General features: G+C 74.8%; 11 protein-coding genes. 6 read left to right on the top strand and 5 right to left on the bottom strand.

The window, feature by feature from the left end:
- The coding region (locus ACPCK6_RS12755; RefSeq protein ID WP_423481200.1) for a hypothetical protein at positions 1-1256 on the top strand (1256 nt) is incomplete at its 5' end.
- 275 nt (positions 1257-1531) lie between these two features.
- Complete coding sequence (gene groL / locus ACPCK6_RS12750; RefSeq protein WP_018787968.1) at positions 1532-3154, top strand: chaperonin GroEL; 1623 nt, start codon at positions 1532-1534, stop codon at positions 3152-3154.
- A gap of 72 nt (positions 3155-3226) precedes the next feature.
- Here the strand turns inward: groL and ACPCK6_RS12745 are convergent, their stop codons facing one another.
- Both ACPCK6_RS12745 and ACPCK6_RS12740 read right to left on the bottom strand, forming a co-directional pair.
- Positions 3227-3469, bottom strand: a complete 243-nt coding sequence (locus ACPCK6_RS12745; protein ID WP_262013250.1) for a hypothetical protein — start codon at positions 3467-3469, stop codon at positions 3227-3229.
- A 70-nt stretch (positions 3470-3539) separates the two neighbouring features.
- Positions 3540-4466: a GNAT family N-acetyltransferase gene (locus tag ACPCK6_RS12740; RefSeq protein ID WP_423481199.1), complete on the bottom strand. Its 927-nt coding sequence runs from the start codon at positions 4464-4466 to the stop codon at positions 3540-3542.
- 70 nt (positions 4467-4536) lie between these two features.
- Here ACPCK6_RS12740 and ACPCK6_RS12735 point away from each other — a divergent pair, with 70 nt between their 5' ends.
- Positions 4537-5055, top strand: a complete 519-nt coding sequence (locus ACPCK6_RS12735; protein WP_423481204.1) for a YfbM family protein — start codon at positions 4537-4539, stop codon at positions 5053-5055.
- 48 nt (positions 5056-5103) lie between these two features.
- Here ACPCK6_RS12735 and ACPCK6_RS12730 read toward each other — a convergent pair whose 3' ends face one another.
- A complete protein-coding gene (locus ACPCK6_RS12730) occupies positions 5104-7509 on the bottom strand; it encodes a S8 family serine peptidase (RefSeq protein WP_423481198.1) in 2406 nt (801 codons plus the stop codon).
- A 68-nt stretch (positions 7510-7577) separates the two neighbouring features.
- On the opposite strand from ACPCK6_RS12730, the gene ACPCK6_RS12725 reads away from it, so the two are divergent.
- Positions 7578-9395, top strand: a complete 1818-nt coding sequence (locus ACPCK6_RS12725) for a glycerol-3-phosphate dehydrogenase/oxidase (protein ID WP_396881102.1) — start codon at positions 7578-7580, stop codon at positions 9393-9395.
- A gap of 66 nt (positions 9396-9461) precedes the next feature.
- The gene (locus ACPCK6_RS12720; protein WP_396880962.1) at positions 9462-9965 is read left to right on the top strand and encodes a hypothetical protein; all 504 of its coding nucleotides are present in this window, start codon (positions 9462-9464) and stop codon (positions 9963-9965) included.
- Here ACPCK6_RS12720 and ACPCK6_RS12715 read toward each other — a convergent pair.
- On the bottom strand, positions 9962-11362 hold the full coding sequence (locus tag ACPCK6_RS12715) for an FAD-binding oxidoreductase (RefSeq protein WP_423481197.1): 1401 nt from the start codon (positions 11360-11362) through the stop codon (positions 9962-9964). The two genes, ACPCK6_RS12720 and ACPCK6_RS12715, sit on opposite strands and share 4 nt — an antisense overlap.
- 33 nt (positions 11363-11395) lie before the next feature.
- Between ACPCK6_RS12715 and ACPCK6_RS12710 the strand changes: the two genes are divergently transcribed.
- Entirely contained in the window at positions 11396-11728 is a 333-nt protein-coding gene (locus ACPCK6_RS12710) for a DUF4031 domain-containing protein (protein ID WP_194801852.1), read from the top strand.
- Here ACPCK6_RS12710 and ACPCK6_RS12705 read toward each other — a convergent pair.
- Positions 11654-12289 (bottom strand): HD domain-containing protein, encoded by a 636-nt coding sequence (locus ACPCK6_RS12705; RefSeq protein ID WP_423481196.1) that lies wholly within the window; start codon positions 12287-12289, stop codon positions 11654-11656. The genes ACPCK6_RS12710 and ACPCK6_RS12705 overlap by 75 nt on opposite strands.
- Between the last annotated feature and the right edge of the window lie 57 nt (positions 12290-12346).

The raw sequence follows: 12346 nt of genomic DNA, 5'->3' as shown, positions 1-12346 counted from the left end.
CCCCAGCCGGGTGGGCCGGCCACACCGGGCACGCCCCGATCGTTCCGGAGTACGGCAGCCCGCAGCACGGCGCCCCGAACCCGGCCGGCCAACCCGGCTGGGGCACCCCGCCCGGCTGGACCGCCCCGGGTGACGCCTCATCCGGCTGGACCGCCTCGGGCACTCCGCCGCAGGGCTGGACCGCCCCGGGCACGCCGTCGGAGGGCTGGAACACCCCGGGCGCTACGCCGCAGAACTGGAACGCCCCGGGTACCCCGCCGCACGGCTGGAACGCGCCGCCCGGCACGCCGCCCCCGGGCTGGGGCCCTCCCGCGTACCCGGGCCATCCGATGCCCGGCGCGGCGTACCCGGTCCCCGGGGCCGCGTACCCGATGCCGGCCGGTCCCGGCGCGTACGCCGGCTGGTTCCCCGGCCTCGACCCGCAGGATCCGCTCGTCAACCCGCCGCACGCGGGCATCGGTCCCTGGTTCGCCCGCTGCACCGCGGCGCTGCGGCGCGGCTGGCGGCAGTTGCTGCCGATCGTGCTGCTCACCCAGGTGCTCCCGGCTTCGGTGATCAGCGTCCTCACGCTCGTCTTCAGCCCCGAGGGCGAACTGGCGACAGCGCCGGACGGCGCGCCGGTGCTGCCGGCCGGTTTCTGGGGGCAGATGTTCGCCTTCTACGGCGTGCTCCTGTCCGCCGGGCTGATCTTCGGCCTGCTCCAGGCGATGGGCTGGGCCGCCGGCACCTGGGTGGTCACCCGCCAGGCGGCCGGTGAGCCGGTCGAACTCGGCGCCGCCTTCCGGTACGGGCTGCGCCGCGCCCTCGGCCTGTGGGGCTGGACGCTCCTGGTCTCGCTGCTGGTCATGCTCGGCAGTTGCTTCTGCCTGCTGCCCGGCCTCTACGCCGCGTTCGCGCTGGCCCTGTTCGGCCCGGTCTACCTGTTCGAGCGGCGGGAGCCGATCGGACGGGCGTGGCGGATGTTCCACAACCGGTTCGGCATGGTGCTGGGCCGGGTCGCGCTGGTGATCGCGGTGCTCTTCGCGGCGACGGTGCTCGACGCGGTGGTGGGCGGGATCAGCGGGGCGGCGTTCGGCGTCACGCCGATGAACGCCGTCGGCACCGCGATCGGCGCCGTGGTGCTCGCCGTGTTCGGTGCCCTGCTCGCCGCCCCGGCCTACCTGGCGCAGCAGGTCGGGCTGGTCGTCACGTACGCCGAACAGCGGGCTCACGAAGGCCCGGTGAACGCGGCCCGGCTGGCGGCGGAACTCGGCTGAGCGGGGCTGTCGTGCTTGCACTCGGCTAGGGAGAGTGCTAAACAAGTCATTGGCACTCGCGTACGGTGAGTGCCAGAAGGTCGGGGCGGTAGGGCCACGGTCGCACCGGTGTCCGAAGGGGTGCCGGAGCGGTACGAGGCCGGTCGTCGCGGGCTGTCCGGCCCGACCGAGGAGACGTCGTCGTCGCCAGGTGGCGACGTCCCCAAGGTGCGTACACCAGACGGCCCATCCGGGCATCCCGGGTGGCCCGTGAGTGTCCAGGAGGACAACGCCGTATGGCCAAGATGATCGCGTTCGACGAAGAGGCGCGCCGCGGCCTCGAGCGGGGCATGAACCAGCTCGCCGACGCCGTGAAGGTGACCCTCGGCCCCAAGGGCCGCAACGTCGTGCTCGAGAAGAAGTGGGGTGCCCCCACCATCACCAACGATGGTGTGAGCATCGCCAAGGAGATCGAGCTCGAGGACCCGTACGAGAAGATCGGCGCCGAGCTGGTCAAGGAGGTCGCGAAGAAGACCGACGACGTCGCCGGTGACGGCACGACGACGGCGACCGTCCTGGCCCAGGCCCTGGTCCGTGAGGGTCTGCGCAACGTGGCCGCCGGCGCCAACCCGATGGCCCTGAAGCGGGGCATCGAGGCGGCCGTGGCCAACGTCTCGGAGGAGCTGCTCAAGCTCGCCAAGGACGTGGAGACCAAGGAGCAGATCGCCTCCACCGCCTCCATCTCCGCCGCCGACCCCAGCGTCGGCGAGATCATCGCCGAGGCGATGGACAAGGTGGGCAAGGAAGGCGTCATCACCGTCGAGGAGAGCAACACCTTCGGCCTGGAGCTCGAGCTCACCGAGGGCATGCGCTTCGACAAGGGCTACATCTCCGCCTACTTCATGACCGACCCGGAGCGTATGGAGGCCGTCTTCGACGACCCGTACATCCTGATCGTCAACAGCAAGATCTCGTCGGTGAAGGACCTGCTTCCGATCCTGGAGAAGGTCATGCAGTCGGGCAAGCCGCTGCTGATCATCGCCGAGGACCTGGAGGGCGAGGCCCTGGCCACCCTGGTGGTCAACAAGGTCCGTGGCACCTTCAAGTCGGTCGCCGTCAAGGCGCCGGGCTTCGGTGACCGCCGCAAGGCCATGCTGACCGACATCGCCATCCTCACCGGTGGTCAGGTCATCAGCGAGGAGGTCGGCCTCAAGCTGGACGCGACCGGCCTCGAGATGCTGGGCCGCGCCCGCAAGGTCGTGGTGACCAAGGACGAGACCACCATCGTCGACGGTGCCGGCGACGCCGAGCAGATCCAGGGCCGGGTGAACCAGATCCGGGCCGAGATCGACAAGAGCGACTCCGACTACGACCGGGAGAAGCTGCAGGAGCGTCTGGCCAAGCTGGCCGGCGGTGTTGCGGTGATCAAGGTCGGCGCGGCCACCGAGGTCGAGCTGAAGGAGCGCAAGCACCGTATCGAGGACGCCGTCCGCAACGCGAAGGCCGCCGTCGAGGAGGGCATCGTCCCGGGTGGTGGCGTCGCGCTGGTGCAGGCCGGCAAGACCGCCTTCGACAAGCTGGACCTGGCCGGCGACGAGGCGACCGGCGCGCAGATCGTCAAGATCGCGCTGGACGCCCCGCTGCGGCAGATCGCCGTCAACGCCGGCATGGAGGGTGGCGTCGTCGTCGAGCGGGTTCGCAACCTCGACCCGGGTCACGGCCTCAACGCCGCGACCGGCGAGTACGTGGACCTGCTGGCCGCGGGCATCATCGACCCGGCCAAGGTGACGCGTTCCGCGCTGCAGAACGCCGCTTCGATCGCCGCGCTGTTCCTCACCACCGAGGCCGTCGTCGCGGACAAGCCGGAGAAGACCCCGGCCGCCCCGGCGGGCCCGGGTGGCGGGGAGATGGACTTCTGAGTCCAGCTCCATCCAGTACGCCGAAGGGGGCGGGCCCGCGTCAGCGGTCCGCCCCCTTTCCGCGTACCCGGATCAGGTGGGCAGCGGGCGCTGGTTGCGCCGCTTGTGCGCCCTGTCGTACGGCGGCGGCAGCCGCCTCGGCTCGTCCACCGGCTGCCGTGACTCCTCCACCGGTGGCCCGTCGCCGCCGGTCAGCTCGGCGAGCTGCTCGGCGTCACCGACGTCGAGCCGGTCGAACGGAAGCTGGCCGGGAAGCTCGTCGGACGGGCGCCGTCCCGCCGCCGGGTCCTCGGCCCGTTCGTCATTCGTGGTCATGCACCGCCTCCTCTGCTCCGACCGTAGAGCCCGGTCGATGGCGAAGGAGGCCGAATGGCGCTATTGACGTCTATGCCCCTTTGACGGCTTTCCGGTAGAGGAAGAACACCCGCTCGATCCGGGCACCCGCCGCGTTCGAGTAGAACGGCACCGGCCCCACCCAGCCGATCTGCGCCGCCGTGATCCCGGCGGCGGCCTGGTCACGCAGGCAGCGGCGCAGCAGCACGCCGCCGATCCCGGATCCCTCCGCCGCCGGTGCGGTGCCCATCGGCCCGAACCAGCTCGGCCGCGCCGACCCGTACGCGGCGAACCCGAGGATCTCGCCGTCCCGCTCGGCCAGGTGCACACCCGCGTCCGGCCGCCCCACCGAACCGGCCAGCTCGCCGTCCCAGGTGCCGCCGAACGTGGACCTGGCGAACGCGGCGAGCGCCGGCAGGTCGGCGGAGCCGGCCCGGCGTACCGTCACGCCCCGCCCGGCCAGCCGCTGCTCGGCGGCCTCGGTGGGACGCAGCGCCGCCGAGCCCTCGGTCAGCTCGGCGGTCATGTTCCAGGCGGTACGGTCCTGCCGGTAGCCGAGCCGCTGCGCGGCGCAGACCGCCGGGGTGTAGCGCACGTCGATACCGGGCCAGGCGTAGTGCGGCGGGTTGCCGGCGAGCAGCACCTCGGCCGCGCCGAGCGCGCCGAGCCGGCTCTCCGCCTCGGTCAGCAGCGCACCGCCGACGCCCTGGCGGCGTTCCGCAGGCGCGACCGCGACCAGGTCGACGTGGCCGAGGCGCGGATCGGCCGCCGACAGCGACCCGATCAGTACGCCGATCAGCGCGCCGTCGCGTACCGCGCCGAGCACCACGACCGGCCGGTGCGCCGCCGCCCGCCGGGTCAGAGTGTCCACGATGCCCGGCGCCTCGGCCGCGTCCTCGGACAGGTCGAGCGCGCGCCGGCACAGGTCGACAACCGCAGGCGACGGCTCGGGCGGCAGATCGGTGATCTCCACGTTCATGGCTGCCGACGGTAGCGCCCTCCGCCGGACGACGGGTGTCGGACCCGGTCTCTAGGCTGCGCCCGTGAGCATGAACGGGAATTGGATCCGGATGACGCCCGACGAGTTGGCGCGGGCCAGAGCGGACCACGACTGGGCTTACGAGTTCGCGCAGGCGGCGGCCGATGCCGAAGACGTGCGGCACGCCGGCACGGGCAAGGCCTGGCAGGCACTGCAGTTCCTGCTGGAGCGGCGCGGCGTCACGGTGCCGCTGGTCACCGGCGGCGAGCTGCTCGTCGCGCTGCCCGACGCCCCGCCGGAGGGTATGGACTGGGCGGAGTTCCTCGAGCCGTACGACTGGGGCTACGGCCCGCCGGCCTACCTGACGCCGGAGCAGGTGGCCGAGGCGGCGACCGCGCTGGCCGGGATCACCGAGGAGGACCTGCTGCGGGGCGTCGACCCGGCCGAGCTGACCGCTGCGGACATCTATCCGCTGATCTGGGACCGCGACGGTGAGCTGGACTGGGTGGCCCACCACCTGCCGTACGCCCGGGACTACTTCGCCGCGGCGGCGAAGGCGGGCGACGCGGTCATCTGCTGGCTCGACTGACCGGCGGGGCGTCGCGGTGGCCGGTGGTACGGCGGTGACGACGGGCTTTCACCCGGCTCGGGCCGCGCGTACCGCCGCGTACGCGTCCACCAGCCCGGCGCCGGAGACGTCCTGCGGTCCGCCGCAGGTGTCGGCGCCGGCGGGCGACGCGACCGGCTGGGCGGTGTCGCGCAGGATCGCCCGGGTCCGTTCCAGGTTCCCGAGCAGCGCCGGGTTCGCCGACCACATCAGCGCCACCACACCGGCGATCTGCGGCGTCGCCATCGAGGTGCCGTCCAGCGCCGCGTACCCGCCGCCCGGCATCGCCGAGACCACGTCGGCGCCGGGCGCGACCAGGTCCGGCTTGGCCCGGCCGTCCGGCGCCGGGCCCCGGCTGGAGAACTCGGTGACGCGGCGCTGCCGGTCCACCGCCCCGACGGTCAGCACGTCCGGGTACGGCGCGGGCGGGTCCGCGATCGAGCCGCACGACGGGCCGGTGTTCCCGGCCGCGGCCACCACCAGGATGCCCGCAGCGGTCAGCGCGGCGGTCGCCGGTCGCAGCGCCCCCGGGTCGCACCCCTCCACCGGCGGGCAGCCCCACGAGTTGGTGAGCACGTCCGGGGCGCGGGAGGGACGGCCGTCGGTCAGCGGGTTCCCGCCCGGCGGGAACGGGGCCAGCATGAACTGGAGGCAGTCGAGGTAGCGGGCCGGGCTACCCATGTTGCGGTCCAGGTTGACGCAGCCGACCCAGCTCGCGCCGGGCGCGACGCCGATCCCGTCCCGGCCCACCGCGCTGCCCAGCGTGTGGGTGCCGTGGCCGCCCCGGTCGGCGGGGGCGCGGCGGCCCTCCCACGGGTCGTACCAGGAGTCGTCGCCGCCCCGGAAGCCGCCCGCGAGCGCCGGGTGCCGGCCGTCCACCCCGGAGTCGGAGCTGCCGACCACCACACCGGACCCGGTGACCCCCAGCTCCGACCAGACCCGGTCCGCGCCGATCAGCGAGACGTTCCAGGCCGGGCCGGCCGGTGCGGGCTGGTCGCCGCGTGCCTCCGGGGCGAGCGCGGGCAGCGGGCGTACCCGCTGGCTGACCAGCACGCGGGCCACCTCGGGGCGGGTCGACAACCAGGCCCGCACCGCCGGCCCGCCGTCCGTCTCGATCGCGTTCACCAGGTAGTACGGCGTCGGGTGCAGCCGCATCCGGGTGAGCGTGCGGCGCAGGTCGCCCTGCGTGCGGTCGGCTGTCGCCACCAGCCGCCGGTAGACCTCCGTCGCCCGGGCGTCCCGTCCGGCCCGGCCCGGCGTCCCGGCCGGCAGGCCGGTCAGGTCGGCCTGCTCGCGCAGCACCACGAGCAGCCGCTCGCCGTACAGACCGGGCTGGCCGGGGACCACGTACACCACGGCGACGGCGGCGAGCAGCGCGGCGGCGGCCAGCGCGGCCGGACCGCGCCGGGGCGCGCGGGCGCGGGACCGGGCGAGCAGCACGCCGTACCCGACTGCGAGCAGGACCGCGACGGCGAACGCCACGCCGGTGCCCACCGCGACCCAGAACGGCATGTCGCGGGTGGCGGAGAGCAGGAGGCTGATCTCCTCCGGGTCGGTGAACGCCAGTGGCCCCAGCAGGGCGAGACCGACCAGCCGGCGCGCCGGCGCGGGCCCGGCCGGACGGCCCGCGTGGCGGGCCGCCGCCTCCAGCGCGGCCAGCACGAAACCGAGCGGCGGCAGCAGCGCCAGCGCCGGCAACTGCACGCCCGTCTGCCCGGCGCCGGCCGCGAGCGGCGTCAGCGCGACCCCCGCGACCAGGCCGCCGACGAGCACCAGCCGGACCGGGCCGGGCCCGAACGCGGCCCAGAAACCGGCGCCGAGCAGCGCCCCGGCGAGCGCGCCCAACGCGGCGGCGGCCAGGGCGGCCAGCAACGTCTCCAGCGCTCCGCCGAGCGCGCCCACCCAGGCCCACGGCAGCAGCACGGCCAGCCCGGCCGCGATCGCCAGCAGCGACACCGACCCGAACCTGCCCTCCGGGGCCGCGTCCACCACCACGGGTGGCCGGACCCGGCCGAGACGGACGGCGACGAGCGCGAGCACCGCGGCGGTCACCGCGAGCGCGGCCAGGTACGCCTCGTGGTGCACCGGCGGCACCGTACGCAGCAGCGTGGTCACGCCGAGCGCCACCACGGCGGCGGTCCAGGCCCGGCCGGTCGCCCGCAGCGCGGGGGCGCGGGGCGCGAGCGCCAGCGCCAGCGCCGGGGCGCCCGCCAGCAGCACCGTGGCCACCGCCACCACCGGCCAGACCGCCACCGGCCGGTCCGCGCCGATCACCAGCGCCACCTGGTCGACCAGCCAGCCGGTGACCTGGCCCGGCACGGTGACCAGCACGATCCACACCCCGGTCGCCACCGCCGCGACGACCGGCCACGGACCGGTCTCGCGCGGTGGCGGCGGCGGTACGGGGGCGAGCGGCGGACCGGTCAGCATGGTCATCACGGTACGGCCGGGCCGTGTCGCCGCGCGCCCGGGACGGTTACCGTTGACTGGTGCGTGACCCGAGTGTGTCCCGATCCACGGCCGGCCGGCTGTCCGCCGAGCGCCGCGCCGACGACCTGCGCCGGCTCCGGGCCGAGCGGTTCGACGTGCTGGTCATCGGCGGTGGCGTGACCGGAGCGGGCGCCGCGCTCGACGCCGCGTCCCGAGGGCTGAAGGTGGCCCTGGTGGAGGCGCGTGACTACGCCGCCGGCACGTCCAGCCGGTCCAGCAAGCTGATCCACGGCGGCCTGCGCTACCTGGAGCAGCTGGAGTTCCACCTGGTCCACGAGGCGCTCACCGAGCGCGGCCTGCTCGCCACCCGGCTCGCGCCGCACCTGGTCCGGCCGGTGCCGATCCTGGTGCCGCTGCCCGCCGAGGGCGGCGCGCGTGACCTGCCCCGGCGGTTCTTCCGCCGCTCCTACTACGGTCTCGGTGTCGCCGCGTACGACGCGTTCGCCGGGGTGTTCGGCGGCGGGCGCGGCATGCCGCTGCACCGGCACCTCACGCGCGAGGGCACCCGCCGGATCTTCCCCAGCCTCCGGCCGGACAAGCTGGCCGGCGCGATCCGCTACTACGACGGCCAGGTCGACGACGCCCGCCTGGTGGTGACGCTGGCGCGCACCGCCGCGAGCCTCGGCGCGACTGTGGTGACGAGCGCCCGCGCGGTCGGCCTGACCCGGCAGGCCCGGGAGGTCACCGGCGTGCGGGTCCGCGACCTGGAGGCGCCCGCCGGTTCGCCGGACGCCGAGTTCGAGGTACGCGCCCGCACCGTGATCGCCGCCACCGGCGTGTGGAGCGACGACATGTCGCGGATGCTCAACGACGTCGGGCTGCGCCCGAAGCTGCGGGTCCGCGCCTCGAAGGGGGTGCACCTCGTGGTGCCCCGCTCGGCGATCGTCGGCGAGACCGGCCTGATCCTGCGTACCGCGACGAGCGTGCTGTTCGTGATCCCCTGGGGCGGGCACTGGATCATCGGCACCACCGACACGGACTGGCAACTCGACAGATCCCACCCGGCCGCCACCGCGAGCGACATCGACTACCTGCTGTCGCAGGTCAACGAGGTGCTGGACCGGCCGCTGACCACCGCCGACATCGAGGGCGTCTACGCCGGGCTGCGCCCGCTGCTGGCCGGCGAGGCGGACTCCACCTCCAAGCTGTCCCGCGAGCACGCCGTGGTGGAGCCGATGCTCGGCCTGCTGCTGGTCGCGGGCGGGAAATACACCACGTACCGGGTGATGGCCTCCGACGTGGTCGACCGTGCGATGCACCGGCTCGGCCGGACCCGCTCCTCGCGTACCGCCGACCTGCCGCTGCTCGGCGCCGACGGGTACGCCGCCATGTGGCGGGACCGGGCCGACCTGGCCCGCCGGCACGGGGTGGCGGTCGGCGTGGTCGAGCACCTGCTGGAGCGCTACGGCAGCCTCACCCTGGAACTGCTCGCCCTGGTCGACGCCGATCCGCTGCTCGGTTCGCCGCTCGCGGGCGCGCCGGAATACCTGGCCGCCGAGGTGACGTACGCCGCCCGCGCCGAGGGCGCACTGCACCTGGAGGACGTGCTCACCCGGCGTACCCGGATCTCGATCGAGACCAGCCACCGCGGCCTGGAGTCGGCGGAGCACGCCGCCGAGCTGATGGGCGCGGTGCTCGGCTGGGACGCGGCGACCCGGGACCGGGAGGTCGCCCACTACCGGGCGCGGGTGCTGGCCGAACGGGAGTCGCAGCTCATGCCGGACGACGTCGCGGCCGACGCGGCCCGCCTCGGCGCGCCCGATGTGCGCGGATTCGCGGCAGACCGAGGGACCGACGGCCCGGGCGTTGAACTTCCGGCCTCCCCCAGGTAGGGGATCCCCGACCCGGGCCGCTCGGCCGCTGGTGCGCGCTACCTACGGAAGTGTAGGTTTCCCCGCGTGGTTCGCCCATCCTGGTTGCGCGTCCCCGCCCTGTCCGCTGTTGTGCTGCTGGCAACCGCTCTGACCGGCTGCTCCTTCGGCCGGGCCGAGGGCGCCACCACACCCGGGGCGGGCGGCACGGCCAGTCCGACACCGGACGGCCGACGCGTCTCCCTGGTGCAGCGGCTCGGTGACGGCCCGGTCCGCAACCTCGACGTGGACCCGTCCGGCCGCTGGCAGTGCCGCGACTGCGCCGGCGACGGCGTGAACGCCACCGGCACGCTGAGCCCGGACCAGACGCGGCGGCTCCAGCGGATGCTCGCGGACCCGGCGATCGCGACGGAGACCGACCAGGCCCGCAACTACAAGCAGGGCTGCATCGGCGTGCTGACCTCGACGCTGCTCGTGCCGCCGGGCCTGACAGTCACCATCCAGGACTGCCCGGGCGAACCGAAGCCGAAGGTGGCCTACGACGTGCTGCTGCTCGTCACCCAGGCCACGCCCGCGGAGGACAAGGGCTAGAACACCTTGCCGGGGTTGAGCAGCCCGGCCGGGTCCAGCGCCGCTTTGATCGCCTGGTGCACGCGTACGCCCACCGGGCCGATCTCGCGGGCCAGCCAGTCCCGCTTGAGCAGCCCGACGCCGTGCTCCCCGGTGCAGGTGCCGCCCAGGTCAAGCCCCAGCCGCATGATCTCGTCGAAGGCCTGTCGTCCGCGGGCCAGGCTCGCCGGATCGGCCCGGTCGACCACGATGTTCGGGTGCATGTTGCCGTCGCCGGCGTGGCCGACCACCCCGATCGGCACCTGGCACGCCTCGGCGATCCGGGCCACCCCATCGAGCAGCTCCGCCAGCCGGCCGCGCGGCACGGCCACGTCGTCGATGACCAGGCCGCCGTTGCCACCCGGGAACGTCTCGGCCGCGAACCGCTCCATCGCCGGGTGGGCCAGCCGCCGCGCCTGGAGCAGGGCCGCCGCCTCGGCCGCGTCGGTGGCCGCATAGACCTCGTCGGCGCCCGCCGCCGTGCACACCTCGGCGAGCCGGGCCAGGTCGTCGGCGGCCCGCGTGCCGGTGTCCACCGCCGCGAGCAGCAGCGCCTCGGCATCGGTGCGCAGACCCATCGGCCGGTACGCCTCGATCGCCCGCAGATGCGTCCGGTCCAGCAGTTCCAGCAGGCTCGGCGTGAGCCCACGCTCGGCGATCCCGGCGACCGCGCCACCGGCGGTCGCCACGGTGGGGAAGACCGCGACCAGTGTCAGTGACTCCTCCGGGGCCGGGCGCAACGCCACAGTCACCTCGGTGATCACGCCGAGCGTGCCCTCCGAGCCCACGAACAGACGGGTCAGGTCGTACCCGGCGACTCCCTTGGCGGTACGCCGCCCGGTGCGCAGCACCTCGCCGGAGGCGAGCACCACCTCCAGGCCCAGCACGTACTCGCTGGTCACGCCGTACTTCACGCAGCACATGCCACCGGCGTTCGTGGCCACGTTGCCGCCGATCGTGGACGACTCCCACGAGCCGGGGTCCGGCGGATACCAGAGGCCGTGCTCCCGTACCGCGCGGGCCAGTGCCGCGTTCACCACGCCCGGCTGCACCACCGCGATCCGGCCGACCGGGTCGATCTCCCGCACCGCGTCCATCGCCACGGTGCTCACCACCACCGCGCCGTCGACCGCGTTCGCCGCGCCGGCCAGCCCGGTCCGCGCGCCCTGCGGCACCACGGGTACGCCGTGCCGTCCGGCCGCGCGGACCACCGCCACCACCTCGTCGGTGTCGCGGGGGCGTACCACAGCCAGCGGGGTGCCCGAGTCGCACAGGTCGGCCTCGTCGCGCTCGTGCCCGGACAGCAGGTCCGGGTCGGTCAGCACGGCGGCGTCACCGAGCGCGGCCCGCAGGTCGTCGAGGAGGGGATGGGCGGCCATGCCGGGAAGGCTACCGGCGTACCGTCTGTTGCCGTGCTCTACCTGGACCCGCCCGCCGTGCCCTGGCGCGGCCGGCTCTGGTCGCACCTGATCAGCGACGTCTCCTACGCCGAGCTGCACGCGTTCGCCGAGATGCTCGGCGCGCCCCGGCGCGGCTTCGACCGCGACCACTACGACGTGCCCGCCGAGCGGTTCCGGACCGCGGTCTGGCTGGGCGCCACCGTCGTGCCGTCGCGGGAGATCGTCCGCCTGCTGCGGGACGCCGGGCTGCGCCGCCCGAAGCACCGCGTGTCAGGTGAGCGCGGCCAGCTCCCGGGACAGGTTGGCCCGGGCCCGGTCCTCCCAGCGGGCGTGCGGCTCGGGTAGGCGGTACAGCGCCGGCAGGTCGAGCAGGTGCCGCAGCACCGCCGCCCGGCCGGTGCGGAAGTCCGGATCGGGCACGTGCGCGTACTCGGCGCGGATCGCCGCGGCATACCTGTCGTAGCGCTCCGGCGGGGCGGCGAGCACCGCCAGGTCCGCGTCGCACAGCAGCGCGCCGTCCGGATCGTCCGGCCCGGCCGCGTGGCCGGCGGTGAGCAGCACCAGGCGGCGTACCCCGGTCACCGTCGCGGCCGGGAGCCCGGCGGCGGCCAGCAGCTCGACGGCCAGGTCGGCGCTGGCCCGCTCGTTGGCGTCGCCCGCCGCGCGCGGGTCGTAGACCGCGTCGTGGCACCACGCCGCCAGCCGGACCAGGTCCGCGTCGCGGGCCAGACCGGCGTACGTGTCGACCACGTCGAGCACCGCCCGCAGGTGCGCCTCGTCGTGGTAGCGCCGGTGCGGCTCCCGCCAGCCCGCCAGCAGCCGGGCACCGGCCCGGTCGGCAGCCGCCGGATCGGTCGCGCCCGCCGCCCGTGCCGCGTCCCGCCAGCGTGCCGTCAGGTCGTCCATCGGGTGCAGTCTGCCCCACTCCGGTCCGGTCGGAGGGATTCAGCCGGTGCGGTACGG

It is taken from the genome of Micromonospora sp. AB353 (assembly GCF_049538395.1).
In the GTDB taxonomy this organism is placed as follows: domain Bacteria; phylum Actinomycetota; class Actinomycetes; order Mycobacteriales; family Micromonosporaceae; genus Micromonospora; species Micromonospora aurantiaca.
This window is presented reverse-complemented; position numbering and strand designations above follow the sequence as displayed.

Excerpts from the sequence above, each read along its gene's own strand:
- groL (WP_018787968.1), top strand. The coding sequence starts at position 1,532 with ATGGCCAAGATGATCGCGTTCGACGAAGAGGCGCGCCGCGGCCTCGAG.
- ACPCK6_RS12745 (WP_262013250.1), bottom strand. The coding sequence starts at position 3,469 with ATGACCACGAATGACGAACGGGCCGAGGACCCGGCGGCGGGACGGCGC.
- ACPCK6_RS12740 (WP_423481199.1), bottom strand. The coding sequence starts at position 4,466 with ATGAACGTGGAGATCACCGATCTGCCGCCCGAGCCGTCGCCTGCGGTT.
- ACPCK6_RS12735 (WP_423481204.1), top strand. The coding sequence starts at position 4,537 with ATGAACGGGAATTGGATCCGGATGACGCCCGACGAGTTGGCGCGGGCC.
- ACPCK6_RS12730 (WP_423481198.1), bottom strand. The coding sequence starts at position 7,509 with ATGACCATGCTGACCGGTCCGCCGCTCGCCCCCGTACCGCCGCCGCCA.
- ACPCK6_RS12715 (WP_423481197.1), bottom strand. The coding sequence starts at position 11,362 with ATGGCCGCCCATCCCCTCCTCGACGACCTGCGGGCCGCGCTCGGTGAC.
- ACPCK6_RS12705 (WP_423481196.1), bottom strand. The coding sequence starts at position 12,289 with ATGGACGACCTGACGGCACGCTGGCGGGACGCGGCACGGGCGGCGGGC.